The following is a 20839-nucleotide window of genomic DNA, read 5'->3' on the forward strand; positions in this document are numbered from 1 at the left end:
CGGTCAGGTCGCCAGCTCGGCGGCGGCGTCGGCGACCTGGCATCCGGTGGAGATCCCGCAGCTGACCAGGTGGTCCAGTTGGGCCGGGGTGACGCCGCGCTCCAGGTCGGTGATCAGCTCACCGCAGACCCGCGCGGTGCCGTCGTCGTCGACGTGGACGAAGGTCTTCGGCCACAGCCGGTCGTGGTTCCACTCGTTGCAGAACGCGTACAGCGTCGGTACGTCGTCCACGGAGAACGCCGTCGCCGCGATGGTCCGCACCCGTAGCACCTCGCCGTGCGGGCCGAGGCGGGAGAAGTAGATGACGTTGTCGTTCCATCGGCCGACCAGGTCACCGTCGGGGTCGGTCTGGAACCGGTACTCCCGGGCCTGCAGCGTCTCGGCGATGAACTCGGTGGTCAGTGGCCGCAGTACCTGCATCTCGCCGCCACCGACGGGCGCGTCCGGCAGGTCGTCTCGGTCCGGCGGGGACATGGGGGATTCCTCTCGGTACGGCAGGGTCGTCGCGGTGGCGGGGTCGTCGCGGTGGCGGGGGCCGTCGCGATCGCGGGGGTCGTCGCGGGGCCACCGACGGCATCGGGCGGGCACCCGATGGACGGCGGCACCGACCGGCAATGGTGGCACAGCCGCGCAGCAGCGTGTGCCCGGGACACGGCCCGGAAAAGCGAGGATCGGTGCGCGGCCGGGTTACGGTGTGACTCTATGGCGGGCCGTTCCTCTCAGCCGAGTCGACGCCGTGGTGGGTCGACGACCCGTGGCGCCTCGACTTCGCGCGCCCGCACTCCGGCGCGCAAGCGCCCGGTAGCGCGTAAGCGGCCGACCCGGACGTCGCCGGCGGTGCTGGTCGGTCGGGCGGTCGGCACCACCTGGATGGGGCTCGCGCATGGCGTGGGGTGGGCGGTGCGGGCCGCCGGTCGACGGGCGGCCACCGCCCGTGACCTGGGGCCGGAGCATCGTCGCGACGGTGCCGGGCTGTTCCTGCTGGGCCTGGCCATCCTCACCTCGATGGCGGTCTGGTTCGGCGCGGCCGGGCCGTTCGGTACGCGGATCGCCGACTCGCTGCGGCTGTTCGTCGGCGCGATCGCGGTCGCGGTGCCGCTGCTGCTGCTGATCGGCGCGGTCCGGCTGATGCGCGACCCGCCGGAGGAGCCGGAGCCCCGGGGCCGGGGGTTCGTCGGCTGGACGGCGATGCTCGTCGGTACGGCGGGTCTGCTGCACATCGGCCAGAACCCCGACGGTGACCTGCAGCGCGACTACGCCGGCGGGCTGATCGGGCTCGGGGTCGGCGAGGTGCTGGCGCGGACGGTCAGCTACTGGGTGGGCGTACCGCTGCTGATCCTGCTGTTGATCTTCGGGCTGCTGGTGGTCACCGCCACCCCGATCAACAAGATCCCCGAACGGCTGGGGCTGCTCGCCGGAGTGGTCGCCGGCCGGGAGCCACCGGCCGGGCCGGATGCCGACGACGACGCCGACGAGCCGGGGCCGGCCCGCAGCCGGCAGCGCCCGCCGCGCCGCCGGCCGGCCGGCCCGCCCACCGACGCGACTGCGGCCGCCACCGCCGGTGACGATCCGGCCGACCTGCTGGATCTGCAGGAGACGGTGGAGCTGCCGCGCCGGGCACCGGCCAAGGTGCCGACCACCCGTAAGCCTGCCGAGCCGCCCGAGCATTCGCCGCTGCCGACCCGGGCCGAGCAGTTGGCGATCACCGGGTTGTCCGGCGACTACACGCTGCCACCGCCGAAGCTGCTGCGTACCGGCTCGCCAGCGAAGACCCGTAGCAAGGCCAACGACGAGGTGATCGCGGCGCTGCAGGGCGTCTTCGAACAGTTCGACGTCGACGCCGCGGTGACCGGGTTCACCCGTGGTCCGACGGTCACCCGTTACGAGGTCGAACTCGGCCACGGCGTGAAGGTCGAGCGGATCACCCAGCTGTCGCGCAACATCGCGTACGCGGTGAAGTCGCCGGACGTGCGGATCCTCAGCCCGATCCCGGGCAAGAGCGCGGTCGGCGTGGAGATCCCCAACACCGACCGGGAGGATGTCGCGCTCGGTGACGTGCTGCGCTCGCGGGCCGCCGGTGCCGACCATCACCCGATGCTGGTCGCGCTCGGCAAGGACATCGAGGGTGGCTACGTCGTGGCCAACTTGGCGAAGATGCCGCACATCCTGATCGCCGGCGCGACGGGTGCCGGCAAGTCGTCGTGCCTGAACTCGCTGCTGATCTCGATCCTGACCCGGGCCACCCCGGATGAGGTTCGGCTGCTGCTGATCGACCCGAAGCGGGTCGAGATGACCGGCTACGAGGGGATCCCGCACCTGGTCACACCGATCGTCACCAACCCGAAGAAGGCGGCCGAGTCGCTGGAGTGGGTGGTGCGCGAGATGGACATGCGCTACGACGACCTGGCGGCCAACGGCGTACGGCACATCGACGACTACAACCGCAAGGTGCGCGCCGGGGAGATCACCGCCCCGCCGGGCAGCGAGCGTGAGATCCGGCCGTACCCGTACCTGCTGGTGATCGTCGACGAGCTGGCGGACCTGATGATGGTCGCGCCGCGCGACGTGGAGGACTCGGTCGTACGGATCACCCAGCTGGCCCGGGCCGCCGGGATCCACCTGGTGCTGGCCACCCAACGGCCGTCGGTGGACGTGGTGACCGGTCTGATCAAGGCGAACGTGCCGTCCCGGCTGGCATTCGCCACGTCGTCGTTGTCCGACTCGCGGGTCATCCTGGACCAGCCGGGTGCGGAGAAGCTGATCGGCCGGGGTGACGGATTGTTCCTGCCGATGGGTGCGTCGAAGCCGCTGCGGATCCAGGGCGCCTGGGTCAGCGAGAAGGAGATCGACGACGTCGTCACCTTCTGCAAGAAGCAGCGGGAGCCGGAGTTCCGCCCGGACGTGCTCACCGCCGCCCAGGAGAGCAAGAAGAAGATCGACGAGGACATCGGTGACGATCTCGACCTGCTGGTGCAGGCCGTCGAGCTGGTGGTGACCTCGCAGTTCGGCTCGACCTCGATGCTGCAGCGCAAGCTGCGGGTCGGCTTCGCCAAGGCGGGCCGGCTGATGGACCTGATGGAGACCCGGGGCATCGTCGGCCCGTCCGAGGGCTCCAAGGCCCGCGACGTGCTGGTCAAACCGGACGAGCTGGAGGAGGCGCTGGCCGGATTGCGCGGTGTCGGGGCGAGCTGACGACAATCTGGTACGGTCGTACAAGTTGGTACGCCCGTACCAGATGTGGGGTTGTCATGGCTTGGCTCATGCTCGTCATCGCCGGCCTGCTGGAGACCGGGTTCGCCCTGGCACTCAAGCAGAGCGCCGGATTCACCCGGCTGGTGCCGTCGGTGACCTTTATCGTCTTCGCCGCCGCCAGCTTCGGCCTGCTCTCGCTGGCCATCCGCGAGCTACCGGTCGGCACCGCGTACGCCGTCTGGACCGGTATCGGTGCCGCCGGCACCGCGATCGCCGGGATCGTCTGGTACGGCGAACCGAGCCACGTCGCGCGGTTGGTCTCGATCGCGCTGATCGTGGCCGGTGTCGTCGGCCTACGGCTGTTCCACGCCTGACATGGCCGCGACCAGCCGGGGTGCCACCAGCCGGGGTGCCACCCACCGGGGCGCCGCCCGCAGGGACGCGCTGCTCGCCGCCGCCTGCGAACTGATCCGCGAGGTCGGCTTCGACCAGACCAGCCACCGTGCGGTGGCCACCCGTGCCGGCCTGCCACTGGCCGCGACCACGTACTACTTCACCACGCTGGACGCGTTGCTCGCCGCCGCCGCCGAGGAGCTGATGCGCCAGCACCTGGCGGCCGGTCGCGCCGTCGTCGACGCCTTCGCCGTCGGTGCCCACGGCGGCCCGACACCGCAGCGGCTGGCGGCGGCCGTGGTCAGCGTCCTGGTCGGTGCCGCCGCCGACCCGCCACCGGCCCAGGTGGCCGCGCTCTACGAGCGGTTCCTGCAGGCCGGGCGTCGACCGGCGGTGCGGGAGATGGTCCGGGACTGGAACGCCGCCCTGGCCGGGCTGATCGACGACCTGCTGCGCCGCGCCGAGGCGCTGCCGGCCCCGCCCACCGACGTCGGCGGGGCGCCGTCTGAACTCGATGGGGACGTCGGCGGGGCGCCGTCGGTGACCGCCCGGACGGTGCTCGCCCTCGCCGACGGGATGCTGCTAGCCGAACTCGCCGAAGGCAACGCCACCGCCCTGCATCAGGCCCGCCACCGGCTGGCGGCGGTCCTGCCAACGGTGACCGCGCTACCGGCGGCGGGATAGCTGGCACCGCGCGTAGCGGCCCGCCGACCGACCGGCCGTCCGGGCAGCGGAATCGTCGTCGACCCGGTGCCGCCGCCAGGAGACCGCGTGCCCGTGGCCCGGTACCCTCGTCAGGTGTCTGCGTTTGCCCCGACCCCCGCCCCATCGCCCGGCCGGCGAGTCGCCCTGCTCACCCTGGGCTGCGCCCGCAACGAGGTCGACTCGGAGGAGCTGGCGGCACGTTTGGACGCCGACGGCTGGCAGGTGACCACCGACGCCGACGGTGCCGACGTCGTGCTCGTCAACACCTGCGGCTTCGTCGAGAAGGCCAAGCAGGATTCCGTACAGACCCTGCTCGACGCCGCCGACACCGGGGCCCGGGTGGTGGCGGCCGGCTGCATGGCCGAGCGGTACGGCCGGGAGCTGGCCGAGCACCTGCCGGAGGCGCAGGCGGTCCTCAGCTTCGACGACTATCCCGACATCTCCCGGCGGCTCGACGCGGTGCTGGCCGGAGAGCAGTTGTCCGCGCACACCCCACGGGACCGCCGCAAACTGCTGCCGTTGACCCCGGTGGCCCGACAACAGTCCGCCGTCGTCGTGCCCGGCCACTCCGTGGTCGACGAGCGGACCCCGGCGCATCTGCGGGCGGTGCTGCGCCGCCGGCTCGACACCGGCCCGGTCGCCTCGCTGAAGCTCGCCAGCGGCTGTGACCGCCGCTGCGCGTTCTGCGCCATTCCGGCGTTCCGGGGGGCGTTCGTCTCGCGGACCCCCGACGAGCTGCTCGCCGAGGCGCACTGGCTGGCCGGCACCGGCGTCCGGGAACTGGTCCTGGTCAGTGAGAACTCCACCTCGTACGGCAAGGACCTGGGCGACCCGCGGCTGCTGGAGAAACTACTGCCCCAGCTGGCCGCGATCGACGGCATCGTCCGGGTCCGGGTCAGCTATCTGCAGCCGGCGGAGACCCGGCCGGGCCTGATCGAGGCCATCGCCACCACCCCGGGCGTCGCGCCGTACTTCGACCTGTCCTTCCAGCACGCCGCTGAGCCCGTTCTGCGCCGGATGCGCCGGTTCGGCTCGACCGGGCGGTTCCTGGACCTGCTGGACTCCGCCCGGGCGCTGGCCCCGCAGGCCGGTGCCCGGAGCAACTTCATCGTCGGTTTCCCGGGGGAGACCCGGGCCGACGTCGAGGAGCTGGTCCGGTTCCTCTCGGCTGCCCGGCTGGACGCGATCGGCGTCTTCGACTACAGCGACGAGGACGGCACCGAGGCCGCCGGTCTGCCTGGCAAGGTCCGCGCGGCGACGGTCAAGCGCCGGTACGACCGGATCAGCGCGTTGGCCGACGAGCTGTGCGCCCAGCGGGCCGAGGACCGGCTGGGCAGCACCGTGGAGGTGCTGGTGGACTCCGTCGACGACGGAGTCGTCGAGGGCCGCGCCGCCCACCAGGCACCCGAGGTGGACGGCTGCACGACTCTCGTCGCGGCGCCGCCCGGCACCACCCCGTCGGTGGAGCTGGCCCGGCTGTGCGCCGGCGACCTGGTGCGGGCCACGGTCACCGGTACGGAAGGGGTGGACCTTACCGCGGTGCCGGTCACGGTGATCTCGTCGACGGCGGGCAGCCGGCCGTTGTCGGCCGTGGCCGGGTGAGTCGGTGACCGAGCCGAGCGCCTCCGCCGGGGCCCGCCCGACCGTGCCGGCGGTACCGGTGGTCAACGCGGCGAACGCCCTCACCGGGCTGCGGATGGTGCTGGTCCCGGTGTTCGTGCTGTTCGTGGTCGTCTCCGGGATGACCCATCCGGGCTGGCGGGTCGCCGCGTGCCTGACCTTTCTGGTCGCGTCGGCGACCGACCTGGTCGACGGCTGGATCGCCCGCCGGTACGGCCTGGTTACCTCGTTCGGCAAGGTCGCCGACCCGATCGCGGACAAGGCGCTGACCGGCACCGCGCTGGTACTGCTCTCCTGGTACGACCTGCTGCCGTGGTGGGTGACGGCGCTGATCCTCATCCGTGAGCTGGGCATCACCCTGATGCGCTTCTGGGTGCTGCGGCACGGGGTGATCGCGGCGAGCCGGGGCGGCAAGGCGAAGACCGCGCTGCAGATCACGGCGATCGCGTGGTACCTGCTGCCGCTGCCGGGGCTGCTCGCCGCCGTCGGCCCATGGATCATGGGTGCGGCGCTGCTGGTCACCGTGGCGACCGGCCTGGACTACGTGGTACGGGCGGTGCGCCTGCGGCGACCGACGCCCCTCGGGGGCGGCGGATGAGCCCGCCGGGCGACGACGCCCCGGCCGGCACGGATCTCGGCGTCGGTCGGCCGGCGACCGGGAGCCCCGCGGCGGCGGTGGTACACGCGCTGGCGGAGCGGGCGCAGACCCTTGCGGTGGTCGAGTCGTTGACCGGTGGGCTGCTGGCCGCTGCTCTGGTCGACGTCGCGGGGGCCAGTACGGTCTTCCGCGGTGCTCTGATCGTCTACGCCACCGAGCTGAAGGCGACCCTGGCCGGGGTGTCGGCGGAGCTGCTCGCGCAGCGCGGGCCGGTCGACCCGGACGTCGCGGTGGCGCTGGCCGAGGGCGGCCGGGCCCGCTGCGGCGCGGACTGGGCGCTGGCCACCACCGGCGTGGCGGGGCCGCAGCCGCAGGGCGGCAAGCCGGTCGGGCGGGTCTACGTCGCCCTGGCCGGGCCGACCGGACCGCAGGTCCGTCGGCTGGACCTCGGTGGCGGGCGCGAGGCCGTACGGGCCGCGACGGTCACCGCCGCGCTGCGGTTGCTGGCCAACCAGCTCACCGACCCGTCGGCGGGCTGACGCAGGGACCCGTCGGCGGGCTGACGCAGGCCGACAGGGGCGGCCTGCAGCAGGTCACCGTGGTCACCGACGTGGTGACCCGGCGAGGCGGACATAGTGCGCAACACGCGACCTTTTTCGGCCATGGACGTCATTCGTGGCCCGGGGTGGGGTGTCGATCGGTGGCCCACCGGATAAGGTTGCGGGAAGCCTCCGGCACTCGCCGGCCGGTCCCGATCAGGGGGAGGTGCGATGGTCCTGCTACGCCGCGTCATCGGTGACGCGCTGCGCGCCCGCCGGCAGGGTCAACGCCGGACCCTGCGGGAGGTCTCCACCGCGGCCAACGTCAGTCTCGGCTATCTCTCCGAGATCGAGCGCGGTCAGAAGGAAGCGTCCAGCGAACTGCTAGCCGCCATCTGTGACGCCCTGGGTGCCAGACTCTCCGAGGTCCTGCGCGACGTCAGCCACACCGTCGCCGACGCCGAGCAGCGCCATGGCGTCCTGGTGGCCGTTCCCGAGCAGTCCGGTCAGCCGCTGCGGTCGCATCCGGAGCACCCGGCCGGCGAGGTCGCTGTCGAGGACGGCGTGACCGTCTCGGTGCACAGCGACTCGCCGCTGAAGGCCACCCTGCGCACGACCCGGCGGGTGCCGGCCAGCGGCGGCCGGGACCGCGACGTCGTCTGCGCGGCGTGACCAGGCGGGTCTGGTCGACGCCGACCCGTCGGCGACGGGTCACGGCAGCCGTCGGTCGGCCCGCGCACCGTACCCGCACGATCCCTTTGGTTGGCCAGGACTGGATCCGGCGCACTAGGGTTGATCCTCTACCGGCGTACCCTGCGGAATTCCCACTGACGCCCCATGACGCGGTGGCGTCGGCCTGGGACGATGGTGAGGGTGCGTCGCACCACTGCCCGGGTCGGGCCCGCCTGAGGTCACCCGACCGTACGCGCCGATATTGAGGGGATACCGCGGAGATGGCGAACCCGTTCGTCAAGGGTTGGCGCTACTTGATGGCGCTGTTCGGCGCCAAGATAGACGAGCATGCCGATCCGAAGGTGCAGATCCAGCAGGCGATCGAGGACGCCCAGCGACAGCATCAGGCGCTGGTCCAGCAGGCCGCAGCCGTGATCGGCAACCAGCGCCAGCTGGAGATGAAGCTCTCCCGGCAGATGAGCGAGGTCGAGCGGCTGCAGGGGATGGCCCGCCAGGCACTGGTGCTGGCCGACAAGGCCCGCGCCGAGGGCAACGAGGCCGAGGCCGCCAAATACGAGCAGACCGCGCAGACGCTCGCCACCCAACTGGTCTCCGGCGAGCAGTCGATGGAGGATCTCAAGACCCTGCACGACCAGTCGCTGGCCGCGGCGGCCCAGGCACGCCAGGCGGTGGAGAACAACCAGATGATCCTGCAGCAGAAGCTCGCCGAGCGCACCAAGCTGCTCAGCCAGCTGGAGCAGGCCAAGATGCAGGAGACGGTGGCGGCCTCGCTGGAGTCGATGTCGGCGCTCGCGGCACCGAAGAACACCCCGTCGCTGGACGAGGTGCGCGACAAGATCGAGCAGCGGTACGCCACCGCGATGGGCCGGGCCGAGCTGGCCGGCAACTCGGTCGAGGGACGCATGCTGGAAGTGCAGAAATCCACCCTGGATCTGGCCGGCTCGTCGCGACTGGAGCAGATCCGGGCGAGCATGGCCGGCGAGCAGCTCGCCGGGGCCCAGCCGTCCCCGGCGGTCGAGTCCGGCCAGGCACAGGCTGCGGCCGCGGACAGCGCCGGCGTCGCCCGCCTCGACCAGTTGCGTGCCTCGATGGCCAAGGACAAGGACAAGAACGCCGGTGACGCCAGCGCCGCCAGCTGAGCACCGGCGAGGCTGACCGGCCGGCCGGCGGGAGGAGCAACCGGTGGCAGATCCACGTACCCGCTACTTTCGCAACCTGCGCCGGTTCCGTCGGTCCGCCCGACGGTGGAGCGTGCTCGCCGGTGGCTTCGGCGGCGCGACGGCGGTTCTCCTGCCGCTCGGTGGCGTGAGCGCGGTCGACGCCATCTGGGCGGCAGCGGCCGGTGCGAGCACTGCATTGGCCGCGTGGCGGTGGTCGGATCTGCGGGCGCTCACCGCGCAGCCACCGCCGCCGGAGGCCGACCCGGCCATCGCCGGGCGGCAGGCCCGGCAGCGGCTGGTCGCCGCCGTGGAGCGCAACCCGCTCGGGCGGGCCGCTATCGGCGAGGTACGCCGCCAACAGGCGATGCTGGCCCTGCGCGGCACCGCCGCCGCCGAACCCTGGTCCCGGCTGGACCGCGCGGCCGGAACCCTTGGCGAGCTGACGCCACGGCTGACCGGCCCGGCCGAGTCGGTCCAGTTGGAGGCGGCAGTGGCCGAGCAGTCCCTGCGCGACCTCGCCTACCGGGTGGCGAGCGTGGAGAAAGCGTTGCGGCTGGCCCCTACCGACGCCACGCTCGTCAACTCGCACCGGGTGCTGGTCGAGCAGATGCAGGCCGGGATCGTCGCCTACGAGGGCATGGTCGCGGCAGCTGCCGGCTACGTCGCCGAGGACGGCCGGGCGATCGGCGAGCATCCGTCGGTGCACCGGCTCACCGAGGCGAGTGATCTGCTCCGGGGGGTCGCCGCCGGTCTGGCGGAGTTGCGGCGGCACGCCGGTCCGGTTGACAGTTCGGGCACCAGTAGCTGACCCGACCGGCGAGCTCGGTCCGTCGTACCGCCGTGCCGCAGCGGCGGCACGGCTGATGGGCGCGCCCGTACACGTAGGTGGCCGCCGCAGGTAGGCCGGTGATGCTGCGACGGGGCCGACCCCGGTTCGCCCGCAGCAGCCGGTGTGCGAGGTCGACCAGCGCCGGCAGGTCAGGCACCGCACCCACCGGTGTCCACGGCGCGACGCCGCGCAGGAACAGCACCTCACCGGCGTACACGTTGCCGATGCCCGCGAGATTGCGCTGGTCGAGCAGGGCCTCGGCGACGGCGACGTCGGGGCGGGCGGCCAGTCGCCGTACCGCCTCCGCCGGGTCCCAGTCCGCGCCGAGCAGGTCCGGGCCGAGCGTGTCGGTCAGCCCCGCTTCCTGCCGCGTCGGTACGATCGTCAGCTCGTGCAGGTGGTATCCGACCGCGACCACCGTCGCGGTCCGCAGCACCACCCGGATCAGGTGGGCGGGGCCGCCGGTCCAGCGCGCGCCGGTCCGGTAGATCCGCCAGCTGCCGTCCATCCGCAGGTGGGAGTGCAGTGTGTAATGCCGGTCGTCCGGTGCGGCGAGGCGCAGCAGCAGGTGCTTGCCGCGGCTGGCGCAGTCGTGCACCAGCCAGCCGGACAGGTCGGTCGTCGCCAGCTGCGGGACCCGCAGGTCGCTGCCGGTGAGCCGCTGCCCGGCCAGCGCTCGCCGTAACCGCTCGGCGGTGTTCCAGACCGTGTCGCCTTCGGGCACGATCCCATCCTGCCCGATCCGGGCGTGACGCGACGCGGGGGTGGCGGACAGTATCCGCCACCCCCGCGTCGCGTCACGCGTCAGTATCGTCGTCGGAAGACCGCCCAGGTGGCACCGGTGCCGAGCACCAGCGCGGCACCCAGGATCACCCAGACCGCTGTGGAGTTGATTCCGGTGCCCAGCTCGGCGTTTGCCGCCACCGCCGCGAACAGGCTGTCGTCCGGCGGGGCGGGCATCGCCACCGGCGGCAGCTCGCCGTAGCGGACCAGGCCGGTGCTCTCCAGCAGCGTCATGTGGGTCATGACGAAGCCGTTGGCGTCCTGGGCCAACTGCCGGACCACGTCGTTACGGGTGCTGGCCCGTACCGCGCCGATCACCGGGAAGATGTTGCCGTGCGCGGCCCGCAGCCGGTCGACGAAGATCCGGTCGAACCGTGCCCCGGTCGACGTCTTCATCTCGTCCACCCAGCCCTGCTGGGTCGGGGTGGGGTCGGTGGGTAGCTCCACGCCGAGCTGGTTGGCCGCCTCGACGACCAGGAGATCGAGCTCGATGTGCTGCTGGGCGATCTCGGCGCCCACCTCACGGACCCGCTGCGTGCTGCCCTTCTCAGCCGCCAACTGCCCGGCGGGGATCTCCCACAACCCGGCCAGCCGGACGCCGTTGAGCAGCGCGATGTCGGCGGCGCCGAGCTGGGTCGCCCCGGACTGTTGGGCAACCGCGACGCCCGGCAGCGCGAGCAGTCCGGCGACCAGGCCCACCAGGACTGCTGTCAGTCGGCGTGGAGTGGATGCCGCAGATCGTGCCCGGGCCATAGTTTCTCAACCTCCGAGTGGGGCCATAGAGGAGTCTGTGATCGATCAGAACCGTATGTCGAATGCCTCTTGCCCGTCAATGCTCCCAGCATGAAAATTGCTGGATCTGTGCCACATTTAATCGCTTCCTGTGGCTAATCTGACTCAACTCGCAGGCATCATCCGTTCGGATGATCCCGGCGGTTCAAGCGGCAGGTCAGGGAGTTGCTCACAGAGTGCAAATTCTGGCGTGAACCGCGTCGTGGCGAGCAGCGTGTGTTGCGCCGGGGTAACGATGTGCCGACGGTAGCAGAATGTCGGCCCATTGTTGACCCTGCGAAAACGTCGAAATCCGCTACGGGTACTCGTCGGGGCGGGGGGAACGGACGATGTCGGCGTAGCGCTGGTGGCTCGCGCCGTAGATCGCGAAGTTGAGCCGTGCCAGGGACAGGCTCAGATCGCCGTTCGGTCCGCCACGCACCACCTCTGCGTCCTGGTCGCCCTGGCCGTCGTCGGTCCAGAAGCAGACGGGGCAGGTGGTGCATCCGGTCCGGTAACCACAGCAGGGACATCTGTCGACGGAGTGCGGGCCCACCCGGTAAGCCTTCCACAGGAGCGTTTCAGACATGTGCCTGCGGTCGGTTCACTCCGTTGTGGTCGATCCGCACCCCCCGGACGCTGCCCAAACTCGGACGAGGTCGAGAGGTCACCCTTCAGCCGCGCAGACGCAGGCCACGCGGGGTGACCCGGAATCCGGCGGCGGCCAGCGCGGGATGCAGCGGAGAATCCCGGACCGGTTCACCGTCGGCGCGTTCGACCGAGATGGCACCGAGCGCGCCGGAGGTCACCGTGGCGGCCAGCGCCCGGGCCGCCACGGCGAGTCGCTGCCCGTCGTCGGTGAAGCGCAGCAGGCTACGGCCGCCGCGCTCGACGTAGAGCACCAGCTCGCCACCGACGAGCACCACCACGGCACCGGCCTTGCGCCCCGGCCGGTGCCCGTCCGGCTCGGCCGACCGCTCCGGCCAGGACAGTGCGGCACCGTACGGGTTCGCCGGATCGGTCGCCGCGAGCACCAGCGGGTCGCCGTCCGGGCGGTCCGCTGCCGGTCCGGCCAGTTCCCGCAGCCGCTCGACCGCACCGGGCAGGGCGAACTGGGCGGCACCGAGCCCGTCGACGAAGTAGCCCCGGCGGGCCGCCCCGCGTTCCTCCAGAGCGGACAGCACCGGATACACGGCGGCGAAGCCGCCCGGGGTGCCTTCGCCGGCCACCGCACCACGGGTCAGCACGCCGTACCGCTCCAGGAGGACGTCGGCGAGCGCCGCCGCCCGCCGGGTCGGCTCCGGGTCCCGGTCCGGCAGACGTGACCACCGGCCGGCGAGTGTCGGCGTTGCCGGGTGCACCGCGAATCCCCGGCCGGGCCGGCGGGACCTGGCCCGGGGTGGCTGACCGGCGCGGGACCGGTGCGTCCCGCCGGGGCCCAGCACGGCGCGCAGTGCCGCCAAGGTGTCGTTGGTCAGCCAGCCCGCCCAGACCAGGTCCCACAGCGCCGATTCGATCGCGCCCGGGTCGTGTCGGTGTCCGGCCACACCCCCGGCCACACCCCCGGGCGCACCCCCGGCCGCCGCGTCGGTGGCCGGCCCGTCGTCGAGGGCGTCGGTGGCCGCCGGTCCGTCGGCAGCGGCGACCGCGGCGACCCGATCGGCGAGCTGGCGGAAGAACAGCGCCTGCCCGTCTGCGAGGGCATCGAGCAGGGCCGTGTGGACCGGGGTCAAGGTCAGTGCCGTATCCGGCGGCGGCAGCAACAGCGCGGCGGTCTCGGCGAAGACGAGCCGGATCCAACCGTCGGTGGTGCCGATCGCGCCCGCACCGGCCCACTGGACCTCGCCGCTGGCGCAGAGCTCGTCCAGGTACGACGGCGAGTAGTCGGGCACCCGGGCCGGCAGCACCAGGCGTTCCAACGCCGAGGCCGGTACGGCGACCGCCTGCAACTGTTCGATCACCGCCGCGACGGCGTCGACCCCCCGCCCGGTGCCGCCGACCTGCTGCCACCGGGGCAGGAACCGGGCCAGCGTCGCTGCCGGAACCGGCTCGATCTCGCGGCGCAGTGCCGCCAGCGACCGGCGCCGCAGCATCCGCAGGACGTCGGCGTCGCACCACTGCGGTCCCGACTGGTCCATCGTGAACTCACCGGCGACGACCCGGCCAGCCGCGGCCAGTCGGCGCAGTGTCTGCTCGACTACCGAGCGGCCCAGGCCGAACCGCTGCGCGCACTGTGTCGCGTCGAACGGACCCCGGGTCCGCGCGTAGCGCCAGACGAGGTCAGCGAGTGGGTCGTCGACCGGGGTGAGGTGGGCCTCGGCGAGGCCGACCGGCAATGCGACGCCGAGGGCGTCGCGCAGCCGTGCCGCGTCCTCGACGAGAATCCAGCGTTGCTCTCCGGCGACCCGTACCTCGATCGCCCGTCGGCCGCGGGTCAGCTCCGCCAGCCAGGCCGGATCCACCTGCCGCTCGCGCAGCTGCGCCTCGGAAAGGTCGCCCAGTACACGCAGCATCTCCGCCAGGTCCTCGGCGTCGCGGACCCGCCGGTGCCCGTCGAGCCACCGCAGCTGACGGTGTGTTTCGGCGACCACCGCAGGGTCGAGCAGTTCCCGCAGCTCGACCCGGCCGAGCAGTTCGCCGAGCAGCGTCGCGTCGAGGCTCAACGCGGCGACCCGACGTTCGGCCAACGGCAGATCGCCTTCGTAGAGGAACGCACCGACGTACCCGAACAGCAGCGACCGGGCGAAGGGTGAGGGCCGGGCCGTCTCGACCTCGACGAGTCGCAGCCGGCGTGCGGTCAGATCAGTCATCAGCCCGGTCATGGCGGACATGTCGAACACGTCCTGCAGACATTCCCGGGCGGCTTCGAGGGTGACCGGGAAATCGGGGAACTCCCGGGCGACGTCGAGCAGCTGAGCGGCGCGTTGCCGCTGCTGCCACAGCGGTTGCCGGCGACGTGGATCCCGGCGGGGCAACAGCAGTGACCGGGCGGCGCATTCCCGGAACCGTGCCGCGAACAGCGCGGATCCGCCGACGGACTCCTCGACGAGCGGGCCGATCTCGTCGGCGTCGAAGACGACGAGATCGGCGCCGGGCGGCGTGTCGACCATGTCGGGCAGCCGGACGACGATGCCGTCGTCGGCGGGCAGCACCTGGGCGTCGACACCGTACCGTTGGCTGATCCGCCGACCGATCGCCATCGCCCAGGGGCCGTTGACCTGGGCGCCGAAGATGCTGTGCACCACCAGCCGCCAGTCGCCGAGCTCGTCGCGGAACCGCTCGACGAGGATGGTCCGGTCGTCCGGCAACACCCGGGTGGCGTCACGTTGCTCGTCGAGGTAGCGCAGCAGGTTGTCGGTGGCCCAGTCGTCCAGCCCGGTGGCGCCCAGTGCGGCCCGCGCGGTCGGGGCGTCCTGCCGACCCAGCTCGCGCAGCCGGGCACCGAGCGCGCGGCCCAGCTCCACCGGCCGCCCCGGCTGGTCGCCCTTCCAGAACGGCATCCGGGCTGCTTGGCCCGGTGCTGGGGTGACCAGCACCCGGTCGGGAGTGATCTCCTCGATCCGCCAGGAGGTGGCGCCGAGCAGGAACACGTCACCGACCCGTGACTCGTAGACCATCTCCTCGTCGAGCTCACCGACCCGGGTGGTCTGGGCGGCGCCGGCCAGGAAGACGCCGAACAGTCCCCGGTCGGGGATGGTGCCGCCGCTGGTCACCGCCAGCCGCTGGGCACCCGGTCGACCGGTCAGCAGGTCACTGTGGCGGTCCCAGACGAGCCGGGGCCGCAGCTCGGCGAAGGCGGTCGACGGGTACCGGCCGGAGAGCATGTCGAGCACCGCGTGCAGCGCGGAGTCGGGCAGTTCGGCGTACGGGGCCGCCCGGCGGACCAGCGTGGCGAGTTCGTCGAGCCGCCACGGGTCGACCGCCACCATGGCGACGACGTGCTGGGCGAGCACGTCCAGTGGGTTGCGGGGGAAGCGCAGCTGCTCGATCTCACCGTTGGCCATCCGCTGTGTGACCACCGCGCAGGCCAGCAGGTCACCCCGATGTTTCGGCAGCACCACCCCCTCCGACAACGCGCCGACCTGGTGCCCTGCCCGGCCGACCCGTTGCAGACCGGCGGCGACGCTCGGCGGTGCCTCGATCTGCACGACCAGGTCGACCGCGCCCATGTCGATGCCCAGTTCGAGGCTGGAGGTGGCGATCACCGCCGGGAGCCGGCCGGACTTGAGCGCCTCCTCGATCTGCAGCCGCTCCGAGCGCGAGACGCTGCCGTGGTGGGCGCGGGCGATCACCGGCGGGACGCCACGGGCAGCGTCGGACTGGGCCATGATCTCCGCCGGCATCCGGGTGCTCCGCTGCGCCGATGCGGGCTCGGCGGGTGGCGGGTCGGTGGCGGCCTGCGCCGCCGCGCGGTCGGCGGCGAGTTCGTTGAGGCGGGCGCAGAGCCGCTCCGATGAGCGCCGCGAGTTGGTGAACACGATGGTGGAGCGGTGCCGCAGGATCAGGTCGAGGACCCGCTCCTCGACGGCGGGCCAGATGGAGCGGCTGGTGCGGGCCGGTGCGTCGTCGTCACCGTCGGGCTGCTCGTCGAGGTGGGCCAGGTCGGGCACCGGGACCTGGACGCTGACGTCGATGAGTTTCGTGGTGGGCGGGGCGACCACCCGGACCGGATGCCGACCGCCGAGGAACTGGGCGGTCTCCTCGACCGGCCGTACGGTGGCCGACAGCCCGATCCGTTGGGCCGGTGCGGCGAGCAACGCGTCCAGCCGTTCCAGCGACAGCGCCAGATGCGCGCCGCGTTTCGTGCCGACGACGGCGTGCACCTCGTCGACGATGACCGTCTGCACGCCGCGCAACGACTCCCGGGCGGCCGAGGTCAGCAGCAGGAACAGCGACTCGGGCGTGGTGATGAGGATGTCCGGCGGCTGTTTGCCGAAGGCGCGACGCTGGTCCGCCGGGGTGTCGCCGGTGCGTACCCCCACGGTGACCGCCGGCGCGGGCAGCCCGAGTCGGGCCGCGGCCTGTGTGATGCCGACCAGCGGGGTACGCAGGTTGCGGTCGACGTCGACGGCGAGGGCCTTGAGCGGGCTGAGGTAGAGCACCCGGCAGCGGCGCCGGGGGTCGGCCGGCGGGGGCGTCCGCAGCAGTTGGTCCAACGACCAGAGAAAGGCGGCGAGGGTCTTGCCGGAACCGGTCGGCGCGACGACGAGGGCGTGCTGGCCGTCGCTGATCGCCTCCCAGGCGCCCTGCTGGGCGGCGGTCGGCGCTGCGAAGGCGCTGCCGAACCACTCCCGGGTGGCGGCACCGAACCGCTGCAGGACCGCCGAGGCCGATCGACCCTGCCCACTGGGCACGGCTTCATCCTGCCTGCTGGAGATCGCTTCATCCTGCCCGCTGGACATCGCCTCATCCTGCCCGCTGGATCTGACAGTTCCGCACCCCCAGCCACCATAGGGCGAAAAAACATGGTGAAGCTGGCACGCCGGACTTGCCCGACTTAGTAGTTATGCAGTAACTTTCGGTCATCATCCGGTCTGCCGAGGAGTACCCCCATGCCCGTCGTCGAGCGCGGCCTGCACCACGACACCGAGGTGCTGCTCCGTCGGGTGGACGGGCTCGCCGCCCTGCTGCGGTTGCGCCATCCCGGCCCGGACGCCGCGATGGTGGAGCCCGTCGTGGAGGCGCTTCGTGCGTTGGTGGTGAACAGCGCCTCGGCGAGTGCCGCGGACCGGGCCCGGGTCCGGGCGACGGTGCACTACTACATGGTGCTGGCTGGTCGCGGTGGTCTTCTGCAGATCCCGGCCGTCGCCGCCGTACGTCCCACTCCGCCGGCCGTGCCCGAACCGGCCACCATGGACTGAGTGCTGGTCGGCCCGGCACCCGCCATGCGTCGGTAACCGCGATGTAACTGCCCAACCACGTAGGATGGCTTACCATCCAGGTCCCGACGATCGTGGACCGGTGACCGTGGGCCGGTAGGGTAGCGGGGACGACAACTGCGTGGAGGGGGGCGACGATGGCGCGACTTCGCCACCCGCCATGCCCCCGCTGGGTCGCCATCGCGCTGCTTCTCCTGCTGACCGCTACCGCTGTGCACGGCGCCGGTTCGGTGGCCGTACCCGCCGTTGCCATCGCCGCCGGTCCGGCCTCCATCGGTGCCGCCCTGCTGCACCAGACGATCTCGCCCGGCGGGCGCAGTGGCGCAGACGACGCCGCCACCCAGCGCGACGACCGGCAGTACGCCGACGACCGCCCCCGGTCCGCCGGCGGTGACCGGGCCGGGCTGCCCCCGGTGCTCGCCGCGAACTGGCCGTCCGGGCCGGACACCGGCACCGGGTGTGTCCATCGCCGCCCCGGCGACCACGTCACCGGGGGCACCCAGCGGTGCCACGGCAGTCGGGCACCGCCGGCCAACCCCAGCCTGACCTGACCACCTCGAGCTGACCGGCCCGTCCCGGCGCGGTGCCCGGCTGACCGACACCGCATCCCGCAGGGCCGGCCGGCGTTGCGCGTCGTCCGGTGGCGACACGCCGTCCGACGCCTTCCTCCGCGCCAACCGTGCGAATCTGTCAACGGACCCGGGTCGACGGCCCGCGACGACATCTACCTGGAGCCCCGTGTGCTGGTCCTGCTGATCGTCCACCTCGTGACCGCGCTGATCGCGCCGCTTCTGGTCCGCTGGTGGGGTCCGCGTGCCTGCTACCTGGTCGCCGCCGCGCCCGGTGCGGCGTTCGTCTGGGCACTGGTCAACACCTCGGCGGTACGCGACGACGGCCCGATCGAGGAAACCTACCCCTGGGTCCCGCAGTTGGGGCTCGACGTGGCCCTGCGTACCGGCACCCTGTCCTGGCTGATGGTGCTGCTCGTCGGCGGGGTCGGCGCCTTGGTGCTGATCTACTGCGCCCGCTACTTCACCGCCGACGAGCCTGGGCTGGGCCGCTTCACCGCGGTCTTCGTCGGCTTCGCCGGAGCCATGCTCGGCCTGGTCATCGCCGACGATCTGATCCTGCTCTACATCTTCTGGGAACTGACCACGGTCCTCTCCTACCTGCTCATCGGCCATCACCCGGAGAAGCGGGCCAGCCGCCGGGCGGCCGCCCAGGCGCTGATCGTGACCACCCTCGGCGGACTCGCCATGCTGATCGGGTTCATCATGCTCGGGGAGCAGGCCGGGACGTACCGCTGGTCGCAGATCGCCGAGAGCACGCCGCCGTCCGGCGGCTACCTGGCGGCCGCGTTGGTGCTGATCCTGGTCGGCGCGTTGTCCAAGTCGGCCATCTTCCCGTTCAGCTTCTGGCTGCCCGCCGCCATGGCCGCCCCGACGCCGGTCAGTGCCTACCTGCACGCCGCCGCCATGGTCAAGGCCGGCGTCTACCTGGTCGCGCTGCTGTCCCCGGTGTACGCGGCGAACCCGTGGTGGTACTGGTTGATCGTCGTCACCGGCACCGCGACGATGCTGGTGGGTGGCTGGGCGGCGCTGCGCCAGACCGACCTGAAACTGCTCCTGGCCTACGGCACAGTGAGCCAGCTCGGCCTGCTGATGGTGGTCGCCGGTGCCGGCGACCGCGATCCGGCACTGGCCGGGATCACCATGCTGCTCGCACACGCCCTGTTCAAGGCCACGCTGTTCCTGGTCGTCGGGATCGTCGACAAGTGTGCCGGTACCCGGGACCTGACCGAGTTGAGCGGGCTGGGTCGGCGGATGCCGCTCGTCGCCGGTGCCGCCGTGCTGGCCGCCGCCTCGATGGCCGGGGTGCCACCACTGCTCGGCTTCGTCGGCAAGGAGGCGGTGCTGGCGGCGTTCGCCCCGGATCCACTGGTCCTCACGTTGATCGTTCTCGGCGCGGTGCTCACCACCGCGTACAGCGCACGGTTCGTCTGGGGCGCGTTCGCCAGCAAACCCGGCCGGGCACCGACAGCGAGTACGCCGGTCGGGGCGGCCTTCGTCGTCCCGGTCGGCGTACTCGCCCTGACCGGGCTGGCCCTCGGGCCGCTGGCCGCCACCGTCGACGAGATCCTCGCGCCGTACGCCGGTCTGTTCGGACCAGGCGACTACCACCTGGCGTTGTGGCACGGGTTCACCCCCGCGTTGGGGCTGTCCCTGGTCGCGCTCGCCGCCGGCGCGGTGCTGTTCGTGCTGCGCGACCGGGTCGCGACCGTCCAGCGACGGCTGCGTGCCCCCACCGACGGGTCCACCGTGTACGCCCAGTCCACCCACGGACTGGACCGGCTCTCGGTCGAGGTCACCGGTGCCACCCAGCGGGGTTCGCTGCCGCAGTACCTCAGCATCATCCTGCTGGTCCTGGTCGCCGTGCCCGGTGGTGCGCTGCTGGTCAACCGGCCGTGGCTGGAGCAGTGGCGGTGGTACGACACCCCGGTGCAGGTCGTGGTCGCGGCCGTGATGGTCGTCGCCGCGATCGCGACGGTACGCGCGCAGCGTCGACTCAAGGCGGTGATCCTCGCCGGCGTCACCGGCTATGGCACCGCGCTGATGTTCGTCCTGCACGGCGCGCCGGATCTGGCGCTGACCCAGTTCCTGGTGGAGACCATCACCATCGTCGTGTTCGTGCTGGTGCTGCGTCGGCTGCCGATCTACTTCTCGGAACGACCGCTGCGGTCGAGCCGCTACGCCCGGATCGCGCTCGGGGTGGCCGTCGGCACGGTGATGGCCGGGATGGCGGCGGCAGCGGTCAGCGGCCGGGATGCCGCACCGATCTCGGACGCCTTCCCCGAGCAGGCCGTCGAGTACGGCGGTGGGCGCAACGTCGTCAACGTGACGCTGGTCGACATCCGCGCCTGGGACACCATGGGCGAGATCTCCGTACTCGTCGTGGCCGCCACCGGCGTGGCGAGCCTGGTCTTCCTGCGGCCCCGCACCGGGCCGGGCCCGCGGCGGGCCAGTGTCGAGGCGCCGGCCGGCGGGCCGGGCCGCCGCCCGGCCAGCTCAGCCGAGCCACCGGCGGGCGGCTCGCCGGTGCGGTCCCGGCGTCAGCGCATCTGGTTGCGCGGCGGCGCCACCCAGGCACCCCGAGGCCGGTCGATCATCTTCGAGGTGATCACCAGGTTGTTGTTCCACGCGGTCCTGGTCTACTCGATCTTCCTGCTCTTCTCCGGGCACAACGCGCCCGGCGGCGGATTCGCCGGCGGCCTGGTGGCCGGCCTCGCCCTCGCTGTGCGGTACCTGGCCGGCGGGCGGTACGAACTGAACGAGGCCGCCCCGGTCGACGCCGGTCTGGTGCTCGGGGTCGGGCTGTTCCTGGCCGTCGGCGCCGGGCTCAGCCCGATCCTGGTCGGCGGCGACGTCCTGCAGAGCGCCATCGTCGACCTGTACGTGCCGGTCATCGGCAAGGTGCACCTGGTGACGTCGCTCTTCTTCGACGTCGGCGTGTACCTGATCGTGGTGGGCCTGGTCCTGGACATCCTGCGCAGCCTGGGTGCCGAGGTCGACCGCCAGATCGCCCGCTCGGCCGAACCGGACGTCGACGTCGACGACACGCCCACCAACGAGATCACCGACGGTGTCGGCGACCCCGAACCGGTCGGATCCAGGAGCTGA

The 20839-nt window shown here is 72.3% G+C and carries 17 protein-coding genes; 12 read left to right on the top strand and 5 right to left on the bottom strand.

What is annotated here, in order from left to right; genetic code table 11:
* Positions 1-3 precede the first annotated feature (3 nt).
* Positions 4-474: a YbjN domain-containing protein gene (locus O7623_RS30150; RefSeq protein ID WP_282226307.1), complete on the bottom strand. Its 471-nt coding sequence runs from the start codon at positions 472-474 to the stop codon at positions 4-6.
* Positions 475-702: 228 nt separating this feature from the next.
* On the opposite strand from O7623_RS30150, the gene O7623_RS30155 reads away from it, so the two are divergent.
* The 9 genes from O7623_RS30155 to O7623_RS30195 all read left to right on the top strand — a co-directional run bounded on the left by O7623_RS30155 (position 703) and on the right by O7623_RS30195 (position 9708).
* Positions 703-3192, top strand: a complete 2490-nt coding sequence (locus O7623_RS30155; RefSeq protein WP_282226308.1) for a DNA translocase FtsK — start codon at positions 703-705, stop codon at positions 3190-3192.
* A 56-nt stretch (positions 3193-3248) separates the two neighbouring features.
* Complete coding sequence (locus tag O7623_RS30160; protein WP_282226309.1) at positions 3249-3566, top strand: multidrug efflux SMR transporter; 318 nt, start codon at positions 3249-3251, stop codon at positions 3564-3566.
* 1 nt (position 3567) lies between these two features.
* A complete protein-coding gene (locus O7623_RS30165) occupies positions 3568-4269 on the top strand; it encodes a TetR family transcriptional regulator (RefSeq protein ID WP_282226310.1) in 702 nt (233 codons plus the stop codon).
* Between the two features lie 114 nt (positions 4270-4383).
* A complete protein-coding gene (gene rimO / locus O7623_RS30170; protein ID WP_282226311.1) occupies positions 4384-5892 on the top strand; it encodes a 30S ribosomal protein S12 methylthiotransferase RimO in 1509 nt (502 codons plus the stop codon).
* Positions 5893-5896: 4 nt separating this feature from the next.
* Entirely contained in the window at positions 5897-6508 is a 612-nt protein-coding gene (pgsA, locus tag O7623_RS30175; RefSeq protein ID WP_282226312.1) for a CDP-diacylglycerol--glycerol-3-phosphate 3-phosphatidyltransferase, read from the top strand.
* Positions 6505-7047 (top strand): CinA family protein, encoded by a 543-nt coding sequence (locus O7623_RS30180; RefSeq protein ID WP_282226313.1) that lies wholly within the window; start codon positions 6505-6507, stop codon positions 7045-7047. The genes pgsA and O7623_RS30180 overlap by 4 nt, the downstream gene beginning before the upstream one ends.
* Before the next feature lie 231 nt (positions 7048-7278).
* Positions 7279-7719, top strand: coding sequence for a helix-turn-helix transcriptional regulator (locus O7623_RS30185; RefSeq protein ID WP_282226314.1), 441 nt, complete (start codon positions 7279-7281; stop codon positions 7717-7719).
* 281 nt (positions 7720-8000) lie between these two features.
* Positions 8001-8879, top strand: a complete 879-nt coding sequence (locus O7623_RS30190; RefSeq protein WP_282226315.1) for a PspA/IM30 family protein — start codon at positions 8001-8003, stop codon at positions 8877-8879.
* A gap of 43 nt (positions 8880-8922) precedes the next feature.
* Positions 8923-9708, top strand: coding sequence for a hypothetical protein (locus O7623_RS30195; protein ID WP_282226316.1), 786 nt, complete (start codon positions 8923-8925; stop codon positions 9706-9708).
* Here O7623_RS30195 and O7623_RS30200 read toward each other — a convergent pair.
* The 4 genes from O7623_RS30200 to O7623_RS30215 all read right to left on the bottom strand — a co-directional run bounded on the left by O7623_RS30200 (position 9611) and on the right by O7623_RS30215 (position 16637).
* On the bottom strand, positions 9611-10453 hold the full coding sequence (locus O7623_RS30200; RefSeq protein WP_282226317.1) for a DNA-formamidopyrimidine glycosylase family protein: 843 nt from the start codon (positions 10451-10453) through the stop codon (positions 9611-9613). The two genes, O7623_RS30195 and O7623_RS30200, sit on opposite strands and share 98 nt — an antisense overlap.
* A gap of 80 nt (positions 10454-10533) precedes the next feature.
* Positions 10534-11211: a DUF4142 domain-containing protein gene (locus O7623_RS30205; protein ID WP_282226318.1), complete on the bottom strand. Its 678-nt coding sequence runs from the start codon at positions 11209-11211 to the stop codon at positions 10534-10536.
* Between the two features lie 388 nt (positions 11212-11599).
* Positions 11600-11872, bottom strand: coding sequence for a CPCC family cysteine-rich protein (locus O7623_RS30210; RefSeq protein ID WP_282226319.1), 273 nt, complete (start codon positions 11870-11872; stop codon positions 11600-11602).
* 85 nt (positions 11873-11957) lie between these two features.
* Complete coding sequence (locus tag O7623_RS30215) at positions 11958-16637, bottom strand: ATP-dependent helicase (RefSeq protein WP_282226320.1); 4680 nt, start codon at positions 16635-16637, stop codon at positions 11958-11960.
* 198 nt (positions 16638-16835) lie between these two features.
* On the opposite strand from O7623_RS30215, the gene O7623_RS30220 reads away from it, so the two are divergent.
* The 3 genes from O7623_RS30220 (at position 16836) to O7623_RS30230 (ending at position 20839) form a co-directional block, all read left to right on the top strand.
* Positions 16836-17144, top strand: coding sequence for a hypothetical protein (locus tag O7623_RS30220; protein ID WP_282226321.1), 309 nt, complete (start codon positions 16836-16838; stop codon positions 17142-17144).
* A gap of 155 nt (positions 17145-17299) precedes the next feature.
* A complete protein-coding gene (locus tag O7623_RS30225) occupies positions 17300-17713 on the top strand; it encodes a hypothetical protein (protein ID WP_282226322.1) in 414 nt (137 codons plus the stop codon).
* Positions 17714-17902: 189 nt separating this feature from the next.
* Positions 17903-20839, top strand: coding sequence for a Na+/H+ antiporter subunit A (locus tag O7623_RS30230; RefSeq protein WP_282226323.1), 2937 nt, complete (start codon positions 17903-17905; stop codon positions 20837-20839).

Source organism: Solwaraspora sp. WMMD791, assembly GCF_029581195.1.
GTDB lineage: Bacteria > Actinomycetota > Actinomycetes > Mycobacteriales > Micromonosporaceae > Micromonospora_E.